The organism is Affinirhizobium capsici (genome assembly GCF_977018625.1).
Map to the genome: position 1 here is coordinate 194,107 of NZ_CDRNXD010000004.1, position 18,749 is coordinate 212,855.

Annotated in this window: 17 protein-coding genes; 10 read left to right on the forward strand and 7 right to left on the reverse strand. The window is 55.9% G+C overall.

Annotated elements, in window-relative coordinates:
* The first annotated feature begins 22 nt into the window (after positions 1-22).
* Positions 23-1,471, forward strand: coding sequence for a xylulokinase (gene xylB / locus AC0JZ1_RS04360; protein WP_471881213.1), 1,449 nt, complete (start codon positions 23-25; stop codon positions 1,469-1,471).
* Positions 1,472-1,500: 29 nt separating this feature from the next.
* On the forward strand, positions 1,501-2,811 hold the full coding sequence (xylA, locus tag AC0JZ1_RS04365; protein ID WP_471881214.1) for a xylose isomerase: 1,311 nt from the start codon (positions 1,501-1,503) through the stop codon (positions 2,809-2,811).
* Between the two features lie 35 nt (positions 2,812-2,846).
* On the opposite strand, the gene AC0JZ1_RS04370 is transcribed toward xylA, so the two are convergent.
* Complete coding sequence (locus tag AC0JZ1_RS04370) at positions 2,847-3,251, reverse strand: VOC family protein (RefSeq protein ID WP_471881215.1); 405 nt, start codon at positions 3,249-3,251, stop codon at positions 2,847-2,849.
* Between the two features lie 397 nt (positions 3,252-3,648).
* Between AC0JZ1_RS04370 and AC0JZ1_RS04375 the strand changes: the two genes are divergently transcribed.
* Complete coding sequence (locus AC0JZ1_RS04375) at positions 3,649-4,701, forward strand: sugar phosphate isomerase/epimerase family protein (RefSeq protein WP_471881216.1); 1,053 nt, start codon at positions 3,649-3,651, stop codon at positions 4,699-4,701.
* Between the two features lie 17 nt (positions 4,702-4,718).
* Positions 4,719-5,891 carry a Gfo/Idh/MocA family protein gene (locus AC0JZ1_RS04380; RefSeq protein ID WP_471881217.1) on the forward strand — a complete coding sequence of 391 codons (1,173 nt, stop codon included), beginning with the start codon at positions 4,719-4,721 and terminating at the stop codon, positions 5,889-5,891.
* Positions 5,892-5,951: 60 nt separating this feature from the next.
* Here the strand turns inward: AC0JZ1_RS04380 and AC0JZ1_RS04385 are convergent, their stop codons facing one another.
* Positions 5,952-6,353, reverse strand: a complete 402-nt coding sequence (locus tag AC0JZ1_RS04385) for a hypothetical protein (protein WP_471881218.1) — start codon at positions 6,351-6,353, stop codon at positions 5,952-5,954.
* An 83-nt stretch (positions 6,354-6,436) separates the two neighbouring features.
* On the opposite strand from AC0JZ1_RS04385, the gene AC0JZ1_RS04390 reads away from it, so the two are divergent.
* From AC0JZ1_RS04390 to AC0JZ1_RS04405, 4 genes are all read left to right on the forward strand, one after another.
* A complete protein-coding gene (locus tag AC0JZ1_RS04390; protein WP_471881219.1) occupies positions 6,437-7,813 on the forward strand; it encodes a GH1 family beta-glucosidase in 1,377 nt (458 codons plus the stop codon).
* 54 nt (positions 7,814-7,867) lie between these two features.
* Entirely contained in the window at positions 7,868-8,617 is a 750-nt protein-coding gene (locus tag AC0JZ1_RS04395; RefSeq protein WP_471881220.1) for an EAL domain-containing protein, read from the forward strand.
* A 165-nt stretch (positions 8,618-8,782) separates the two neighbouring features.
* Positions 8,783-9,415 carry an NAD(P)H-dependent oxidoreductase gene (locus tag AC0JZ1_RS04400; RefSeq protein WP_471881221.1) on the forward strand — a complete coding sequence of 211 codons (633 nt, stop codon included), beginning with the start codon at positions 8,783-8,785 and terminating at the stop codon, positions 9,413-9,415.
* A 152-nt stretch (positions 9,416-9,567) separates the two neighbouring features.
* On the forward strand, positions 9,568-11,772 hold the full coding sequence (locus tag AC0JZ1_RS04405) for a putative bifunctional diguanylate cyclase/phosphodiesterase (protein ID WP_471881222.1): 2,205 nt from the start codon (positions 9,568-9,570) through the stop codon (positions 11,770-11,772).
* Positions 11,773-11,801: 29 nt separating this feature from the next.
* Here AC0JZ1_RS04405 and trhO read toward each other — a convergent pair whose 3' ends face one another.
* The 5 genes from trhO to AC0JZ1_RS04430 all read right to left on the reverse strand — a co-directional run bounded on the left by trhO (position 11,802) and on the right by AC0JZ1_RS04430 (position 17,099).
* A complete protein-coding gene (trhO, locus tag AC0JZ1_RS04410) occupies positions 11,802-12,746 on the reverse strand; it encodes an oxygen-dependent tRNA uridine(34) hydroxylase TrhO (protein WP_471881223.1) in 945 nt (314 codons plus the stop codon).
* Positions 12,747-12,881: 135 nt separating this feature from the next.
* Positions 12,882-14,621, reverse strand: coding sequence for a methyl-accepting chemotaxis protein (locus tag AC0JZ1_RS04415; protein ID WP_471881224.1), 1,740 nt, complete (start codon positions 14,619-14,621; stop codon positions 12,882-12,884).
* 71 nt (positions 14,622-14,692) lie between these two features.
* Positions 14,693-15,535: a hypothetical protein gene (locus AC0JZ1_RS04420; RefSeq protein ID WP_471881225.1), complete on the reverse strand. Its 843-nt coding sequence runs from the start codon at positions 15,533-15,535 to the stop codon at positions 14,693-14,695.
* A 180-nt stretch (positions 15,536-15,715) separates the two neighbouring features.
* Positions 15,716-16,627 carry a CHAD domain-containing protein gene (locus AC0JZ1_RS04425; RefSeq protein ID WP_471881226.1) on the reverse strand — a complete coding sequence of 304 codons (912 nt, stop codon included), beginning with the start codon at positions 16,625-16,627 and terminating at the stop codon, positions 15,716-15,718.
* On the reverse strand, positions 16,602-17,099 hold the full coding sequence (locus tag AC0JZ1_RS04430; protein ID WP_471881227.1) for a CYTH domain-containing protein: 498 nt from the start codon (positions 17,097-17,099) through the stop codon (positions 16,602-16,604). The genes AC0JZ1_RS04425 and AC0JZ1_RS04430 overlap by 26 nt, the downstream gene beginning before the upstream one ends.
* Positions 17,100-17,264: 165 nt before the next feature.
* Here AC0JZ1_RS04430 and AC0JZ1_RS04435 point away from each other — a divergent pair, with 165 nt between their 5' ends.
* The gene (locus tag AC0JZ1_RS04435; RefSeq protein WP_471881228.1) at positions 17,265-17,903 is read left to right on the forward strand and encodes a 2-dehydro-3-deoxy-phosphogluconate aldolase; all 639 of its coding nucleotides are present in this window, start codon (positions 17,265-17,267) and stop codon (positions 17,901-17,903) included.
* Positions 17,904-17,965: 62 nt separating this feature from the next.
* Positions 17,966-18,664: a tellurite resistance TerB family protein gene (locus AC0JZ1_RS04440; RefSeq protein ID WP_471881229.1), complete on the forward strand. Its 699-nt coding sequence runs from the start codon at positions 17,966-17,968 to the stop codon at positions 18,662-18,664.
* Positions 18,665-18,749 lie beyond the last annotated feature (85 nt).

Genomic DNA, 18,749 nt, shown 5'->3' on the forward strand with positions numbered 1-18,749 from the left:
GGCAGGAGAGAAGGAGAAATCCATGTATCTTGGTCTCGATCTCGGCACGTCCGGCGTCAAAGCTTTGCTGATCGATGATAATCAGGCCGTCATTGGCTCGGCAACCGCCGCACTGGATGTTGCGCGCCCACACCCCGGCTGGTCGGAGCAGAACCCGGCGGATTGGATCGCCGCGACGCAGGAGGCAGTTGCGGCCCTGAAGGCAGCGCATGGTGAAGCGCTTGCTGCTGTTCGCGGCATTGGCCTTTCCGGGCACATGCATGGCGCAACGCTGATCGGTGCAGATAATGCGGTGCTGCGTCCCTGCATTCTCTGGAACGATACCCGCTCTCATGCGGAAGCAGCGAAACTGGATGCTGACCCACGTTTCAGGGCGCTGACTGGCAATATCGTCTTCCCCGGCTTTACCGCGCCCAAGCTTGCCTGGGTCAAGAACAATGAGCCAGAGATATTCGGCAAGGTCGCCAAGGTACTTCTGCCAAAGGATTACCTGCGTCTTTGGCTGACGGGCGAGCATATCTCCGAAATGTCCGATTCCGCTGGCACCAGCTGGCTCGATACAGGCAGGCGTGCATGGTCGGACGAATTGCTGGCTGCTACCGATTTGACCAAAGAACACATGCCGCATCTGGTGGAGGGAACCGAAGCGGGTGGTGCGCTACGTGGCGAACTTGCCGCGCAATGGGGCATGACGGGCAATATCGTGGTGGCTGGTGGAGCAGGGGATAACGCTGCCTCTGCCTGCGGCATGGGTACAGTGCGGGAAGGTCAGGCTTTCGTTTCGCTCGGCACCTCCGGCGTTCTTTTTGCCGCCAATTCCGCCTATCTGCCAAAGCCCGAAAGCGCCGTTCACGCCTTTTGCCATGCGCTTCCCAATACGTGGCACCAGATGGGTGTGATCCTCTCTGCCACCGATGCGCTGAACTGGCACGCAAAGGTCACAGGCAAAACTGCAGGCGAGCTTTCTGCCGAACTGGGCGATGCGCTTCAGGCTCCCGGTGGTGTGACGTTCCTCCCCTATCTTTCCGGCGAGCGCACACCGCATAATGATGCTAAAATTCGCGGTGCCTTCATCGGTCTTGCCCATGAAACATCGCGCAAGGCGCTAACCCAGGCAGTGATGGAAGGCGTGACCTTTGCGATCCGCGACAGCCTGGAGGCACTGAAATCGGCAGGCACCAGCATTGAGCGGGTGACGGCGATCGGCGGCGGCTCGCGCTCGCGCTATTGGCTTGCCTCAATTGCAACGGCGCTTGGCGTGCCGGTCGATATTCCAGCCGATGGAGATTTTGGAGCAGCCTTTGGTGCGGCAAGGCTCGGCCTTGTGGCTGCCACCGGCGCTGATCCGCTCTCCGTCTTCACCGCGCCGAAAACCGCCGAAACGGTCGATCCGGTTTCCACGCTGACTGCTTCCTATGACGAAGCGTATCAGCGTTACAGCGCACTCTACCCCGCCATCAAATCCCTTTGAACAGACCTTCCCAAGGAGGAGTAACACCCATGAGCACCGGCTTTTTCGCAAACACACCGAAGATCAAATATGAAGGCCCCGACAGCACCAATCCGCTGGCTTTTCGTCATTACAATCCCGATGAAGTGGTCATGGGCAAGCGCATGGAAGACCATCTGCGCTTTGCCGTCGCCTACTGGCACACCTTTGTTTGGCCAGGCACGGACCCGTTCGGCGGCAACACCTTCGAGCGCCCATGGTTCAAGGATACTATGGACGCCGCGAAGCTGAAGGCCGATGTGGCCTTTGAATTCTTCCAGTTGCTTGGTGCACCCTATTACTGCTTCCATGATGCGGACGTGCGCCCTGAAGGCGCGAGCTTCGCGGAGAACACCCGCAATCTCAACAAGATCGTTGATTATTTCGCAAAGAAGCAGGAAGAGACGGGCGTCAAGCTGCTTTGGGGCACGGCGAACCTTTTCTCTCATCGCCGCTACATGTCTGGCGCTGCCACCAATCCTGATCCGGATGTCTTTGCCTTTGCGGCAGCCACGGTGAAGACTTGCATGGATGCGACTCTGAAACTCGGTGGCGAAAACTACGTGCTCTGGGGTGGCCGCGAGGGTTACGAGACCCTGCTCAACACCGACCTGAAAAAGGAATTGGACCAGATGGGCCGATTCCTTAACCTAGTGGTGGAGTACAAGCACAAGATTGGCTTCAAGGGAGCGATCCTCATCGAGCCGAAGCCGCAGGAGCCTTCCAAGCATCAGTACGACTATGATGTCGCCACGGTTTACGGCTTCCTCAAGAATTACGGGCTTGAGAAGGAAGTAAAGGTGAATATCGAACAGGGGCACGCGATCCTGGCGGGCCATAGTTTTGAACATGAACTGGCGCTTGCCAATGCGCTTGGCATCTTCGGCTCCATTGACATGAACCGCAATGACTACCAGTCCGGCTGGGATACCGACCAGTTCCCCAACAATGTGCCGGAAATGGCGTTGGCCTATTATCATGTTCTGGCGGGCGGCGGTTTCACCACCGGCGGCACGAACTTCGATGCCAAGCTGCGTCGTCAATCACTTGATGCCGAAGACCTGCTGATTGGCCATATTGGCGGCATGGATTGCTGCGCGCGCGGTTTGAAGGCTGCCGCAAAGATGATTGAGGACAAGGCGCTTTCGCAGCCTCTCGACGCTCGCTATGCCGGGTGGAACAAGGCGGAGAACCAGAAGATGCTGCGTGGCGAAGAAAGCCTTGATGCCATTGCGGCCCGTGTGGAAAGCCAGAACGTCAACCCGCAGCCGAAGTCTGGCAAACAGGAACTGCTGGAGAACGTGGTCAACCGCTACGTTTGATCGCTTTAAAAGGTAAGGAGCCGCTTTGCGGCTCCTTACAAGAGTTTTTGCGCAAAGGCGAAGCTGGAAACGGAAATTCGATTGCCGCTGGGGTCCAGCGTTTGGGAGAAACGATAGCCCTGGCCCTCGCGGATGCCGTTAAATTCGAGACCACGTTCATAAGCGCGGGCAACGAACTCATCGACATCAGCGACATCGAACACAAGTTCCACCTGCTTTTGTTCGCAAGGGTCAGCCTCTGTGCGCCGGATTAACAACGCAGCACCCCCTTCAACGGGGGTCAGTTCTATCAGTTCATCGCCTGCAAGGTTCCTGGCTCTGAAACCGAAATGATGCGCATAGAATGCCACCATCGCTTCTACATCGCTCGAATGGAGGATGATTCTGCCGATGCCAGCCACGTTCATATCGATCCCGCCGTTCTTGCCAAGCCCGTACAAGGGTTTTAATCCGCTAGCCGTTTTGCACGGCTGTTTGCAAATAATCTCTGCTGGCGCTCCAAGGGCATGCATGTCTTCAATGCCACCTATTCATCAAAAAGATATATACTTTTCCACCAGAGCGGGAAAGATGAGTATGGCTTTCGTCCGCTACGCGGAGGCATCCCTAATCACATGTTTTTCTAGCATTAAATTCGTTTTCAATCAGTTACTTAATTCCTCAATTCGGGGTGGCGGATGAGGCATGTTCCGACACGTTTTTGTATGGCTGAGCCTTGCTATCCCATTGTACCTCAAGTGTGTTTTAACAACATGTCATGCTAGCGCGGTTGTCTTGGTGGACGAACTGCGTTAGCCATTACTGCAACGTTGCAGTTATTCTCAGGGAGGAGACTAAATGAAGACGATAAAAGGTCCGGCCATCTTCCTCGGCCAGTTTGCGGGCAGTGAAGCTCCGTTTGACAGCTGGGACGGCATTACCAGATGGGCAGCAGAGAAGGGTTATGTGGGCGTTCAGGTGCCGACATGGGCAAGCCAGCTGATAGACTTGAAGAAGGCCGCAGAATCCAAGGATTACTGCGAGGAATTTGCGGGCGTTGCGCGACAAAACGGCATCGAGATCACAGAGCTTTCCACCCATTTGCAGGGGCAGCTTGTTGCCGTGCATCCGGCTTATGACGAAGCGTTTGACGGCTTTGCCGCGCCAGAGGTGCGAGGCAACCCGAAGGCCCGTCAAGCCTGGGCCGTTGAGCAGGTGAAGATGGCGCTGAAAGCCTCACGCAATTTGGGCATCAAAGCCCATGCCACCTTCTCCGGTGCGTTGGCGTGGCCCTTCATCTATCCTTGGCCGCAGCGCCCCGCCGGTCTTGTTGAAGCAGCGTTTGATGAGTTGGCTGCGCGCTGGCGTCCTATCCTCGACTACGCTGATGAGAATGGCGTCGATATTTGCTACGAAATTCATCCCGGCGAAGACCTGCACGATGGCGTGACGTTTGAGATGTTCCTGGAGCGGGTGGGTAACCATGCGCGCGCCAACATGCTCTATGATCCCTCGCATTACGTGCTGCAGTGCCTGGATTACCTGGATAACATCGACATCTACAAAGACCGGATCAAGATGTTCCACGTCAAGGATGCCGAGTTTAACCCGACCGGACGCCAAGGCGTTTATGGTGGCTATCAAGGCTGGGTACAGCGTGCTGGCCGCTTCCGGTCACTCGGTGACGGGCAGGTCGATTTTGGTGCCGTCTTCTCCAAGCTTACCGCCAATGATTTCGATGGTTGGGCCGTGGTCGAATGGGAATGCGCGCTGAAGAATTCTGAGGATGGCGCGCGTGAGGGAGCCGAATTCGTCAAGGCGCACATCATCCGCGTGACGGAAAAGGCGTTCGATGACTTCGCGTCCGGTGGCACGGATGATGCCGCCAACCGCCGAATGCTTGGCCTTTAAGCGGCTGGAGAGGTCCCATGACAATCGAAGCAAGCAAAACAGAGCAGCGGGCAGCCAAGATCAGGCTCGGCATGGTTGGCGGCGGGCAGGGAGCCTTTATCGGCGCCGTGCATCGCATGGCGGCCCGTCTGGATGATCATTACGATCTGGTAGCGGGAGCACTGTCTTCGACGCCCGAAAAATCCAAGGCATCCGGTGCAGTTCTTGGTCTTGATCCTGAGCGGTGCTACGGCTCATTCGAGGAGATGGCCGAAAAAGAAGCGGCGCGCCCTGATGGCATTGAGGCGGTTTCCATCGTTACGCCGAACCATGTGCATTTTCCTGCGGCGAAGGCCTTTCTGGAACGCGGCATCCACGTTATTTGCGATAAACCGCTGACCTCCAATCTGGAGGATGCAAAACAGCTGAAACAGGTGGCCGACCAAGCTAAGAGCCTCTTCATCCTAACCCATAACTATACTGGCTACCCTATGGTGCGCCATGCGCGGGAACTGGTGGCAAGTGGCGAGGTGGGTGATATTCGATTGGTACAGATGGAATATCCGCAAGATTGGCTGGCAGAACCTGTGGAACAGACGGGTGCCAAGCAAGCCGTATGGCGCACAGATCCCAACCAGTCCGGCGTTGGCGGTTCAACGGGCGATATCGGTACCCACGCCTATAATTTGGGAAGCTTCATATCCGGCCTGCAACTGGATGAGCTGGCTGCAGACGTGCACACCTTCGTGGAAGGCAGACGGCTGGATGACAATGCCCATGTCATGCTGCGCTTCAAGGGCGGCGCGAAGGGCCTGCTCTGGTGCAGTCAGGTGGCTACCGGCAATGAGAACGGGTTGAAAGTGCGCGTCTACGGCACCAAGGCCGGTATCGAATGGACGCAAGCTGACCCAAACTATCTCTGGTTCACGAAACTGGGGGAACCAAAGCAGTTGATCACGCGTGGCGGTGCCGGTGCAGGCTCTGCTGCTGCCCGTGTAACGCGCATTCCGAGCGGCCATCCGGAAGGTTACCTGGAGGCCTTCGCCACGATCTACTCCGAAGCTGCTGCGGCCATTCATGCGGCACGCACGGGCGTGCGTGTCGATTCGGCGGTGGTCTATCCGACGGTAGACGACGGTGTGAAAGGCGTTGCCTTTGTTAGCGCTTGTATCGAAAGCTCACGCAAGAACGGAGCCTGGGTCAAGCTTTGAGAGAGTGCCAGGGTCGCGTTGGCGGCCCTGGCGCGGGTTCGTGAGGACGAGTCCGGTAGGTTAGTTGCACTGAAACTTCGAGGTCCAGATCCAGCTCACATTCGATTTTGAGGCTGGAATTTTCTGTTGCGTCATGCCGCTGTTGGCCGGTTTGCCGTCAATGCAAAGTAGCCAGTAGGGTGAGCCTAACTGGCCCTTGGTGGAGGATGGGGTCGTTGAAAAATTGCCGGTTCCAAGAACCATCAACAACGAGTTGCCAGCGTATTTATGTGACCATCCCGTCACATAATCCGGTCCGGCTTTTTGCATTGCCTGTTGAACGGTCATTCCTTGCGTCCAACCTATCTTGAAGCTGAGAATGGAATGGCCGTTCTTGTACGAAAGCGTTGCAGCGTTTGTAGCCGCTGGAAGTGCAATGCTCAGAGCTGCTGCGCGGATCAGGAGTGATAAAGTCTTGTTCATGAAAAGGTTCTCCGAAAAATACAACCTAAAGTGACATGTTCCTGATTAAAATACAACGCAAATCTAGTCTTGTAAGGTGATGAATGATCGATCCCAAAGCACTTGCTGACCGCTTTCCCGGTGACTTTCTGTTTGGCGTAGCAACGGCTGCCTATCAGATAGAAGGAGCAACCAAGGCTGATGGGCGCAAGCCCTCTATTTGGGATGCGTTCTCAAACATGCCGGGGCGCGTTTATGGACGCCACAACGGCGATGTGGCTTGCGATCATTACAACCGGCTCGATGAAGATCTCGACCTTATCAAGGAGATGGGCGTTAACGGTTATCGCTTTTCCATTGCCTGGCCGCGTATCATTCCGGACGGGATCGGTTCCACCAATGAGAAGGGGCTGGACTTCTACGATCGGCTTGTGGATGGCTGCAAGGCGCGCGGTATCAAGACGTTCGCCACGCTTTATCACTGGGATTTGCCCCTGGCGCTGATGGGCGATGGCGGATGGACGGCACGCTCAACGGCCTATGCTTTCCAGCGCTATGCGCAGGTTGTGATGGCGCGGTTGGGCGATCGTCTCGATTCCGTTGCAACATTCAACGAGCCCTGGTGTTCGGTCTGGCTCAGCCATCTCTACGGCGTCCATGCCCCGGGAGAACGCAATATGCAAGCCGCACTTCATGCCATGCATCACACCAACCTGGCGCATGGCTTGGCGGTGGAAGTCATTCGCCAAGTGGCGCCACAGGTGCCGGTCGGGTTGGTGCTCAACGCGCATTCCGTGGTGCCGGGCTCTGACAGCGAAGCCGACCGCGCTGCGGCAGAAAGAGCCTTCCAGTTCCACAATGGCGCATTCTTCGATCCCGTCTTCAAGGGTGAATATCCGCAGCAATTCCGCGAAGCGCTGGGATCGCAAATGCCGACAGTCGAAGAGGGCGATCTATCCGTCATCAGCCAGAAACTGGATTGGTGGGGCCTTAATTACTATACCCCCATGCGCGTGCTGGATGATCCTTCCGGTCAGGAGTTTCCGGCAACGCAGCCGGCCCCTTTCGTCAATCCCGAAAAGACCGATATTGGCTGGGAGATCTACCCTTCGGCGATGGGTGATCTCGTCAATGATCTCTACCGTCGCTACGATTTGCCAGAGATGTACATCACCGAAAACGGTGCCTGCTACAATCTGGATGTGGTGGATGGCGAAGTGGACGACCAGCCTCGTATAGACTATTATGGCGATCACCTCTCGGTTGCAGCAGACCTGATCTCTGAAGGTGTTCCGCTGCGCGGCTATTTTGCCTGGAGCCTGATGGATAATTTTGAATGGGCAGAAGGCTATCGCATGCGCTTTGGTCTGGTTCATGTGGATTACGATACGCAGAAGCGCACCGTTAAAAAGAGCGGCAAATGGTATCGTGAATTGGCCCAGCATTTTCCTAAAGGTAATCACATTAAGCCATTTATTTAGCACGGCCTTAATCATTGCCAGGTAGCTTCGCGTCATGCGCGTAGAGAGGATTTCATGGCGACAGGATGTGAAGGCTGTAAAAACGGCTCCGGCTTTGAGTTGCCTTTCTCGATGGCGTTTCAGCCAATTGTAGATGTGGCGACAGGTGAAGTGTTTGCGCATGAAGCCCTTGTCAGAGGCATGGCAGGGGAGGGCGCAGGCTTTGTGCTGGCGCGTGTGAACGACCAGAACCGTTACGCCTTTGATCAGGCTTGCCGGGTAAAGGCTATCGAACTGGCGGCAGGTCTTCTCAGAGACAATGGAAACGAGAAGCTTTCCATCAATTTCATGCCGAATGCCGTTTATGAACCCAGAGCGTGCATTCGCTTGACCCTTGCCACAGCCGAGCGCGTAGGCTTTCCGCTGGAAAGGATTATTTTTGAATTTACGGAAAGCGAGCGGATCGACACGAACCATCTGCTCAACATTCTGTGGACCTACCGCTCCATGGGCTTCAAGACAGCAATCGATGATTTCGGCGCTGGCCATGCGGGTCTCAACCTGCTGGCCCGCTTCCAGCCGGATATCGTAAAGCTGGACATGGATCTCATCCGCGGCATCGATCAGGACCCGGCGCGCCGCATTGTCGTGAGGCACACGGTTGCCATGCTGGCGGATTTCGGCATTACGCCGCTGTGCGAAGGCGTGGAAACCGCAGGTGAGCTTCATGTTCTACAGGATCTGGGCATCAGTCTTTTCCAGGGTTATCTCTTTGCAAAACCTGCGTTTGAGAGCTTCATTCGCCCTCAGCTGATGGCTGCATAAACCCCGCTCATCAAAGGCGGCGGTTTCTCGTCCGATTGCTTGATTAGGCTGGTTACTGAAAAGTGCCTGCTTGTTTAGCGGGTTCGCCTCTTTATCTAGAGCCGGTCGAAATGGCATTTCGGCTGGCTCCTCCCGCCGGTCGGGATTGATAAAAGGTTTTATGAAATGCTTCTTGAAAAGCTGAACTGGCGCTATGCCACGAAGAAGATGGACCCGAAGCGGGCCGTTTCTGAAGACAAGGTCGAGCGCATCGTCGAGGCTGCACGCCTTGCGCCAACATCCAGCGGTCTACAGCCGTTTGAAGTCATCGTAGTGTCCAATCCGGAAGTGCGTGCAAAAATTCAGGCGGTTGCCTGGAACCAGGCGCAGATTACCGAGGGTTCGCATCTGCTCGTCTTCGCGGCATGGGATAATTATACTCCCGAGCGCATCAACGCGATGTTTGATCTGGTCAATGAAGAGCGCGGCTTTACCAACGAAGGCTGGGAAAATTATCGCAAGATGATTCTTGACACCTATCCCCCGCGCGACCCGCAGGTGAACTTCGAGCATGCCGCCCGCCAGGCCTATATCGGTTTCGGCATGTCAATTGCGGCAGCCGCCTTCGAGGGTGTGGACGCAACGCCGATGGAAGGCTTCGAGCCTGAAAAGGTGGACGAAATCCTCGGCCTCAAGGCTCGTGGCCTTCGCTCTGTTACGCTCCTTCCGCTGGGGTATCGCGAAAGCGAAAATGACTGGCTGGTCAACCTGAAGAAGGTTCGCCGTGCCAAGGATAAGTTCGTTAGCGAAGTGCGCTGATAGGGTGCATCCAACAGGGCATGGAGCAATTGTTTCATGCCCTGTTTCATAAGCTGTTGAGCAACGTTTCAAAGCCTGCAATTCGAGCCAGTCCGTTAATGTAAATTGAACGCTTTGGCAGGCAATGTGGCCTCTCATTCCGGGGCGCATGTATGCGATTTGTCTCAGCAAAATTCGGACAATCCGCGACGACAGTGGATCGGCGTTCTGCCGTTCGCTCACTGCTTCTTATTTTTGCGGCAGTGATGATCTGCGTATCCGCCATGGTGTTCAGTGCGCTGGACCGTGTTGGCCACTATGCCAACCAGTTGGATGAAAGCCGTTCCCGTGAAGCGGTCACCGGTGCAATGCGAACGTTTCGGGATCAGCTGGCCGCAACGCTTCATGATTACTCGGCCTGGGATGATGCAGCACAATTTGGCTATAGTCCGATGGGGCGTGATTGGCTCGTGCGCAATTTCGGGGAAATGAGCTTTAACAGCGATCTCTTTGATGTTGCGATGGTCTTGAATCAGCGTGGAGCGGCAATCACTGCCCATTCACAGGGAGAGGATATTTCTCGTCGGGTCGGGGACTTCCTCACGCCCGATGTGATCAGCCTTTTCGAAAAGGTTCGCGGCATGGATGATACCAGCATGCCGGAAGCCACAGGTTTCGTCTCGACAAAGAAGGGCGTGGCAGCTGTTGGGATCGGGCTCATTCGTAAAAAATCCGGTGAGCGAGCCGTTTCTCTCGGCGAAAGTCGCTATGCGGTTTTCCTTCGGCATTTAACGGATGACGCTATCGAGAGAATTGCACAGTCTTATGTTTTGCCCGGTCTGGAACTGGTCGCTGATACTGCTGCATCAGAGCAGAGGGTCGTTTTAAATAGCACGAGAGGTCGACCTGTCGCCTCGATTACCTGGGTGGCACGTTCACCGGGCGATACGAGCCTTGCACAGGTGCGTCCATTAATCTGGTGCGCCGTCTTGATGATCGGCATTTACATGGTGCTGCTCTTCGTGACGGGCAGCCAGATTTTGAAGCGCGTGAGTGCTGATGAAGCAGCAGCCGTAAAGCTTTCCCTGACCGACCGTCTGAGCGGTCTGCCTAATCGTGCTGGTCTTTTCGTCGGCCTGCAGGAACTGGTGACGAAGGCGCAAGAGGAGGGGAGCGATGTCGCACTCCTTTACCTCGATCTCGATGGGTTCAAGGAAGTCAACGACGCCTACGGGCATGCGACCGGTGATCGGTTGATCCGTAGCGTCTCCGCCGGGCTTCGTGTGTTGACGAGGGAGAACGCGGTCCTGGCCCGATTGGGCGGCGATGAATTTGCTGTCGCATTTGCTGGCTTTGATGTGCAGAAGGAAGCCGCTCAGCTTTCAGATCGTGTCCTGGAGTTTCTTGACGAACCCTTGACCATTGGCGAACGTGTTGCGGTCATCGGCTGCAGTATTGGTCTGTCAGTCTCGAAGAAGGGGCTTGTGCCGGGAGAGGAACTGATCCGCCGGGCAGATGTGGCCATGTATCGCTCCAAGGAGGATGGCCGCGGTCGCTGGACTTTCTATGATGCTTCCATGGATGACGAACGCGAAGAGAGAAATCTTCTGGAACTCGATCTGCGTGCGGCTATCGACCGTCAGGAAATTGGGGTCGTGTATCAGCCCATAGTCCGTGCCAGCGATTACAGTATTTCCGGTGTAGAAGCGCTGGCACGCTGGAATCGTGCGGGCTACGGACCTGTTTCGCCTGAAATCTTCATCCCGATCGCAGAAAGCACGGGTCTGATCGATCTTCTGGGTCTGTGTGTCTTGCGGTCGGCATGCTTTGCGCTGCGCCAGTGGCCTGATATTACGCTGTCGGTCAATGTTTCTCCCGGGCAATTCCGTGATCCGGCCTTTGTCGGACGTGTGGGGGATATTTTACAGGAAGCAGATATCGACGCCTCGCGCTTGACGCTGGAAATGACTGAGACCTACTTCATCCAAAACCCTGCTCGTGCCCGGCAGACGCTGGATATGCTGCGTGACATGGGTATCAAGGTTGCGCTGGATGATTTTGGTGCTGGTTTCTCAAGTGTGGGTTATTTGCGCCAATTCGGTTTTGACCGCATCAAGATCGACCGGGCACTCGTTGAAGGTGTGGCGGATAGCCAGCGCGATGCCGAATTGCTGCATGCGACGGTAGCGCTCGCGCGGTCTCTCGATATGCCTGTGACGGCAGAGGGTGTGGAGACGCAGGCTCAGGCCGAGGCACTGAAGATCGCCGGATGCCAACTTTTGCAGGGCTATCTCTTCGGCAAGCCAAGCGGGCAGGAGCAGATCACGCAGATGATGGTTTCGCTTGAAGAGAAGCCACGGCTTTATGGGACGAAGTGATTGAGCGGGCTATTGGCCCGCTTCCTTGCTTAGCTTCCCAGATGCTTTTCGCCACGTTTACGGGCCAGTGCAATCTGATGCTGCCTCTGGCGGTAGCGGTCCTTGTCCGCTTCGCTGCGCTTGTCATAGCATTGTGGGCAGGAGACGCCTTCTTCGAAGAGAGGAGATGCCATAACCTCTGGTGTCAGGGGCTCACGGCAAGCGTGGCAGAGTTTGTGATTTCCTTCCTTTAGTCCGTGCGTGACAGACACGCGCTCGTCAAATACGAAGCATGCGCCTTCCCACAGGCTCTCTTCTTGCGGCACTTCTTCCAGATATTTCAGGATACCGCCCTTGAGGTGGAAAACCTCATCGAAGCCCTGTTCCTTCATGAAGGCCGTTGCCTTTTCGCATCGGATGCCGCCGGTGCAATACATGGCAATTTTCGGTTTGTTATGCAGGCCGGAATTGTTGCGCACCCAGTCGGGAAATTCACGGAAGGTCTTGGTCTTCGGGTCCACCGCGCCCTTGAAGATGCCGATGGCTGTTTCATAATCGTTGCGCGTGTCAATCACGATGGTCTCGGGATCGGATATCAGGGCGTTCCAATCCTTCGGGTCGACATAGGTGCCAACGATGCGATTGGGGTCGATATCCTCAACACCCATCGTTACGATTTCCTTCTTCAGCCGCACTTTCATGCGCAGGAACGGCATTTTGGAAGCGCGGCTTTCCTTATGCTCCAGGTTGGCAAATTCCGGCAGAGCGCGAATGAAAGAGAGTACGGCGGCAATTGCGGCATCTGTGCCAGCAATCGTGCCGTTGATACCTTCGCGCGCCAGCAGCAATGTGCCTTTCACGCCTTTCTCTTCGCAAAGCGCTTGAAGCGGGTCGCGAATATCCGCGAAGCGTTCAAAACGCGCAAAGTGATAGAGCGCGGCCACGAGGAAGGAGCCGGACTGGGCGTCAGCACTGGTGTTCAGAATGTCGGTCATGAAAGGCGAAATACTGCCTCACGCGCTGCAAAGCAACGATTTTCGCGATCACGAATGTGCTTTGATCTTTGTCAATCTCTGGCAGGCGTGTTTCATCCCCGCCATGAAACGGGGATGAACTTTAATGAAAAGAACTCAGGCGGCTCTTTGCGCCATCCGGGCTGCTGATTTGGCATCCAGATTAAACTGTACCATCAACTCCCGCAGGCGCGTTGCTTCGGCAGCAAGTGCTTCCGATGCGGCACTGGTTTCTTCCACCATGGCGGCGTTCTGCTGCGTGCTCTGGTCCATGTGATTGACGGCGGTATTGATCTCCTTCAACCCGGTGGACTGCTCACGTGCCGAGGTGGCGATGGCGCTGACATGTTCGTTGATGGCAACGATCAACTGGCCGATGCTGGAAAGCGCCGTTCCGGTATCCGATACCAGTCGCACGCCGGCACCCACTTCCGTTGTCGAGTTCTGGATGAGAACCTTGATTTCGCGGGCTGCATTGGCCGAGCGCTGGGCAAGTTCGCGCACTTCTTGTGCCACGACAGCAAAGCCCTTGCCTGCCTCGCCAGCACGCGCCGCCTCAACGCCTGCATTCAACGCGAGGAGATTGGTCTGGAACGCAATTTCATCGATCACGCCGATGATATTGGAGATCTGCGTGGCAGAGGATTCGATCCGGCTCATGGCTTCCACGGCTTCAGCCACCACAGCACCGGATTTTTCAGCGCTCTGGTTGGCTTCCGTCGCCACGCGGCGGGCTTCCTCAGTCAGGTGAAGCGATGAGGAAACATTGGTCGTGATCTCATCAAGAGCGGCCGCAGTTTCTTCCAGCGATGCTGCCTGCTGCTCCGTGCGGCGAGACAGATCATTGGTATTGCTGGCAATGTCGCGGGTGCCGGCATCAATGTTCATGGCAGAGGACACGACGACCGACATGGTTTGGCGCAACTGCTGAACAGCATCGTTGAAATTGGTGCGCAGGTCTTCGTATTCCGGTGCAAAGCGTTGATTAAGCTGCACGGTCAGGTCGCCACGTGACAATGCACTCAAGCCATGTGCCAGCGCCTGGTTTGCTTCCATCATCGACTGCATGCGCTGCTGTTCACTGTTTTCCTGCTCAAGGCGCTGCTTCTCAACCATCTTGCGGCTGGCATCGGCATCCTGCTGCAGATTGAGTGACTGCTGAACGCTTTCCTTGAAATATTGGACGGCGCGAGACATCTCGCCGATCTCGTCGGCGCGGTTCTGGTTTGGCACGTCTGTTTCCAAAGCGCCGCCGGAGAGCTTCTTCATGACTGCGGACAGCGAGATGAGAGGCTCGGTAATGCCGCGCAGCAGGAACATCAGCGCAAAAGCTGAAGCCAGCAGAGTGAGACCGGCAATGGCTGCCTGGCCCAGCAGGGACGACCACGTGTCACGCATGATCGCTTCCGTATCGAAAGCGAGCACCATGGTGCCGATGGTCATTTCCTTTCCTTCTTCCGTGTGCTTCAACGGCACGACGGAGAAGCGAAGATTGTCTTCATTAGCAGTGGCAGCCTGTTTGCCAGCAAGCTCAGTCGCGGAGGTGATCGCCTGCGCTTCGCCTGAGGAAAAGAAAGCCTTGCCGGTGTTGTCCAGAACAACGGCAGCGCGGAAATCGTTATCGGTTGTCGCCGGTTCGAACGTGTCTTTCGCCAAACCCTTGTCGAACTGCCACATGGCGGTGGAGGCGCCAGCGGTGGTCATGGACGCCGTCAGGCGCACCTTGCGCTCAAAAAGTTCACGGGCAGAATCTGCCTGCGACCAGACAGAATAGGCGCTGATGGCGATAGAACCAACGGCAATGAGGGCCAATGAAGGTAGCATCACCTGCATGCGAACGGATTTGCTTTTGAACATGGTCTTGATCCTGAAAATCTCGAATACGTCCCGCATTTGCTTGTCTGGGCGGCGAGACAGCGTGAGGCGGGCTATTTTTGCGGGTTGAACCAGTAGCGCGTGTCCATCGCCAGAATATCATCCGGCAGATTGGGGTTCGGTATCTTGATGATTGTCCGGTTTTTCAGGTCGCCTTTTTCTAGCGCCAGCATGATATCCGGATAGGAGAGGAAGACCTTTTCAAACGATCCATCCTGCCACGCAGCTTCCAGCCCGCGCATCAGGTCGTCGCGCAAATCAGGTCGATTGCGGGAAACGTAAAAGATCGAAGCGGAAGGATATTGCAGAACAAGGTTCTTTTCGACAGCAAGTGATGGAAGTTCCGCCACTTGTTTGGCCTGCTCGTTGAGAGCCTCATTCACGCCTCGCGCGAAGTAATCGCCACGCTTGCCGATGGTCATACGGTAGAGATTTTTCTGCGGCCCGGTGCGAACGGTGAGGTCCGATTTGCGCAGCACGTCCACGTCAGCCCAGCCGGTTCCCTGCAGCGCTATGAAATTTTTGAGGTCTGCGAGGTTCTTGACCTGGCTGAACTCACTTTGGCGGCTGCCATCAATGAGAAAGAGGCGATAACCGCCCAGGCCCATATCGACGGGAAAGGGTACAGAGAGAAGCTTTGTGGAAACGGCTTTGGAAGCATTGACCCAGGCGATATCGATCTGCGCGCCGTTCGCGATAGCATCCACCATGCCGGCATTTGAGCTGTAGCCGGTGGGTGATGGTTTCAGACTGTAGTTTTTACCCGATTTTTCAATGGCCAACTTGAGAACTTCGAAGCCCAGTGTCTTCTCTTTCCCGCCGGCAGAGTTGTAATAGATCGTATCGCCTCCAGCTGCTTGCGCAATACTGGAAACGCAAAAGACGCCAAATGCCATGGCGCATAAACTGCGGCGCGTCAGCAAAGCATATTCCCCCTGTTGTTCCCGAGGGCAAGGTGCTTGGTCTAAATTAAAAAATGTTGAATATTCAGCAAGAAAACGACATCGTAGCGCTATGAAATTGATAGTCAGTCAGAAGCAATTTGATCCCAAATATTGGATTTCGTCCTAGGCCAATCAGTCTGCCGCTTCGAGCCACAGCGTCGCGATGATCGACGCTTCCTGTGCTGGCGCATCATTAAAGATACGTTCTGCAAGAGGCATGACATCCGTGCGAAGCGCCTGCTGCGTTCGAATAACGACACCAAGCAGCAACGCCAGAGTTTCGCTTGTGGGAAGCAGATCCGGATTTTCGTTGATCGTTTGCATCAGCACGCTCAGATCATGCTCATGGCCAAGAAGATCGACCAGATGCTTCACCTGTTCGCGTTTTGCCTCCATGGCACTTGGCCAAAGGTCTTTCAGCAATTGCAGATGCATCCAGTAGATCTGGCCGCATTTGCGAAGCTCATGGAAAGCGGTTTCAGTATGGCTGGCATGGCAGGATTCCAGCGCCTTGTGCGATTTCCTCAAGTGTTTGCGCCAGACTTTTTCAAGCCGTTTGGCGGTGCGTCCACGCCCTTCCGGCAGGTCCAGGGCCTCCAGAGCCTGTATCGCATCCCGGCATGTCGAAATCGCCTGGGTTAGCTTCGCCTCCAGATCGTGTTCCGCCTCTTCGGCAATCTGATCACGGCGCTCACGCAGAGCATTCTGCGCAAGCTTGAGCGCTTCTGCCTCTTCTTGGTCACTCGATCGGGATTTTAGATAATCCAGCGTTTCCACGAGCGCCGTCGCATCGCGCACGGTAGAAAGCGTTCGGGCCATATCGCGAATGCGTTCATTCTCTTGTCTGCGGAACTCCTTGGCCTCCGGTTCAACAAGTCGGTAGAGAGCGCGCAGGCGCTTGAAGCGTTTTCGAGCGGCGTGAATGGCCTCATGCGTGCCTTCAGGACGCTGTTCCAGAACATCGATCGCCCGGCGCAACTGTTCTTCAACGGCACGAGAAAACTCGGCGCTGAAGGACTTAGAGGGCTTGATGCGATACGCCATGTATAAGCTCCAAAGCGAGGTCCTGGGTGGCAAGGATCATATTCGAGTAACGGCCGTCGCCGGTTACCTCTTCGCCCAGCCAGGCTGGCGGCTCAAAGGCATCCTCTTCACTATCAAGTTCAACTTCCGCAACCACGAGCCCGGAATAGAAGCCCTCATATTCATCGACCTCGACGACTTTGCCGTCATGCGGCACATGGTGTCGCTTCTTCTCGATGATAATGCCAATGGCCGTGCGAGCAAGTTCCTCCGCATCGCTCACCGGGATCTCATATTCGAACTCATCACGCACCAGTGCACTATGTCCGATCTTGATGGTGAGGGTGGCCTGTGCGCCATCCTTGATGCGAACCCGGACGTTCCGGTTTTCATCCACGGCGATATAGGCCTGGATCAGGCTCGCCTGCGATACCGCCTTCTCTCGCCAGTCCTGTGACCGCACCAGAAATTTACGTTCGATTTCCTTTGCCATGCGGTTGTCCGTCCTTAGTTATCCTCTAACCTATTGCAAAGAATGGGGCGAGGCCAGTGCTTGGTCCAGGCCGAAACGGTTTTTTCCTCGACAGCGACAGCCTGTCGCGCTATGCCCTTCGCAGCTAATTCAATCGTTTAAAATCCGTCTAACGGGAGATCGATCATGAGCAGCAAGACCGAAGGTCTGCTTTCCATCCTGAAACTTCAGCCGGTCGTGCCGGTGCTGATCGTGGAAGATGCGGCGTCTGCCGTGCCTTTGGCTCGTGCGCTCGTCGCGGGAGGCTTGCGGGCAATTGAGATCACCATGCGCACACCTGCGGCACTGGATGCGGTAAAGGCGGTTGCTTCCGAAGTGGAAGGTGCCAATGTCGGTGCTGGAACGATTTTGAATGCGCGTGATTTTGAAGCGGCCGTCAAGGCCGGCTCAACCTTCATCGTGAGCCCTGGTGTGGCACCGGGCGTGCTAAGCGCCGCGAAGGATTCTGAGGTGCCGCTTTTGCCAGGTGCGGCAACAGCCAGCGAAGTGATGACGCTTCGCGAGGCGGGCTATGACGTCATGAAGTTCTTCCCCGCTGAACAGGCTGGTGGTTCGGCCTATCTGAAGGCGCTGTCATCTCCACTTGCGGGAACACTGTTCTGCCCAACGGGTGGCATCTCTTTGAAGAACGCGCGCGATTATCTCTCGCTGCCGAACGTTGTCTGCGTTGGCGGTTCATGGGTTGCGCCGAAGGAGCTTGTTGGCGCTGGCGATTGGGCGGCGATCACGAAACTGGCATCGGAAGCCTTCGCACTTAAGGGCTGATTGCCTTTGTAATGCGGAGATACGTTCCTATCTTCTCCTTGAGTTCAACAGGGAGAAGATGAATGTTCGACGCGAAAAAGCTGCTTGACCAGTTTCTGGGGTCACAAATCCCCGGATTGTCCGGGTCGGTCAAAGGGCGTGCCGAACAGGCGGGCAGCTTTGCCCGTAACAACCCGATGAAGGCAAGCGCCCTGGCTGCCGCCATCCTTGGCACCAAGACAGGCCGCAAGCTCGCCGGAAATGTAGCGACCGTGGGCGGCATTGCCGCCATTGCCGGCCTTGGCTATCTCGCCTACCGCAACTACCAGTCCGGACAGAAGCCGCAGGGCGTGCCAAATGATCTGGCAGCGCTCCAACTTCCAGCGGATTCACCGTTCCATCCGCAGTCGGCGACACTGAGCAATGATTTCGCCCTGACGCTATTGAGGGCCATGATAGCCGCCGCCAAGGCAGATGGGCATATCGACGCTTTCGAGCGGCAGAATATCATGCAGAAGGTGCACGAGGTAGATCTGGGTTCCGAAGCGGAAGCCTTTCTGGCCAAGGAACTCGCTGATCCCATCGATCTTGACGCTCTGGTGGCTGCTGGCCGCACTGAGGAGCAGCGCGTGGAAATCTACACCGCCTCTCGCCTGGCCATAGACCCCGATACACGCGCCGAACGCGGCTATCTCGATCTTCTGGCCGGACGCTTGAAGCTACCGGACCCCTTGGTGGATCACATCGAAGCCACGGTTTCTTCTGCCAAGGTCAGCCTGTGACATTGCTGACGCGGTCAGCTTGAAAAGCATTCGGGTGCGGCATGAGCGAACATTGCCTTTGCCGCGCTACTCCCCTAAGCCTGAA

What these genes read in the sequence shown, in the direction of transcription:
- xylB (WP_471881213.1), top strand. Translation starts at nt 23, where the DNA reads ATGTATCTTGGTCTCGATCTCGGCACGTCCGGCGTCAAAGCTTTGCTG.
- xylA (WP_471881214.1), top strand. Translation starts at nt 1,501, where the DNA reads ATGAGCACCGGCTTTTTCGCAAACACACCGAAGATCAAATATGAAGGC.
- AC0JZ1_RS04375 (WP_471881216.1), top strand. Translation starts at nt 3,649, where the DNA reads ATGAAGACGATAAAAGGTCCGGCCATCTTCCTCGGCCAGTTTGCGGGC.
- AC0JZ1_RS04380 (WP_471881217.1), top strand. Translation starts at nt 4,719, where the DNA reads ATGACAATCGAAGCAAGCAAAACAGAGCAGCGGGCAGCCAAGATCAGG.
- AC0JZ1_RS04385 (WP_471881218.1), bottom strand. Translation starts at nt 6,353, where the DNA reads ATGAACAAGACTTTATCACTCCTGATCCGCGCAGCAGCTCTGAGCATT.
- AC0JZ1_RS04390 (WP_471881219.1), top strand. Translation starts at nt 6,437, where the DNA reads ATGATCGATCCCAAAGCACTTGCTGACCGCTTTCCCGGTGACTTTCTG.
- AC0JZ1_RS04395 (WP_471881220.1), top strand. Translation starts at nt 7,868, where the DNA reads ATGGCGACAGGATGTGAAGGCTGTAAAAACGGCTCCGGCTTTGAGTTG.
- AC0JZ1_RS04400 (WP_471881221.1), top strand. Translation starts at nt 8,783, where the DNA reads ATGCTTCTTGAAAAGCTGAACTGGCGCTATGCCACGAAGAAGATGGAC.
- AC0JZ1_RS04405 (WP_471881222.1), top strand. Translation starts at nt 9,568, where the DNA reads ATGCGATTTGTCTCAGCAAAATTCGGACAATCCGCGACGACAGTGGAT.
- trhO (WP_471881223.1), bottom strand. Translation starts at nt 12,746, where the DNA reads ATGACCGACATTCTGAACACCAGTGCTGACGCCCAGTCCGGCTCCTTC.
- AC0JZ1_RS04415 (WP_471881224.1), bottom strand. Translation starts at nt 14,621, where the DNA reads ATGTTCAAAAGCAAATCCGTTCGCATGCAGGTGATGCTACCTTCATTG.
- AC0JZ1_RS04420 (WP_471881225.1), bottom strand. Translation starts at nt 15,535, where the DNA reads ATGGCATTTGGCGTCTTTTGCGTTTCCAGTATTGCGCAAGCAGCTGGA.
- AC0JZ1_RS04425 (WP_471881226.1), bottom strand. Translation starts at nt 16,627, where the DNA reads ATGGCGTATCGCATCAAGCCCTCTAAGTCCTTCAGCGCCGAGTTTTCT.
- AC0JZ1_RS04430 (WP_471881227.1), bottom strand. Translation starts at nt 17,099, where the DNA reads ATGGCAAAGGAAATCGAACGTAAATTTCTGGTGCGGTCACAGGACTGG.
- AC0JZ1_RS04435 (WP_471881228.1), top strand. Translation starts at nt 17,265, where the DNA reads ATGAGCAGCAAGACCGAAGGTCTGCTTTCCATCCTGAAACTTCAGCCG.
- AC0JZ1_RS04440 (WP_471881229.1), top strand. Translation starts at nt 17,966, where the DNA reads ATGTTCGACGCGAAAAAGCTGCTTGACCAGTTTCTGGGGTCACAAATC.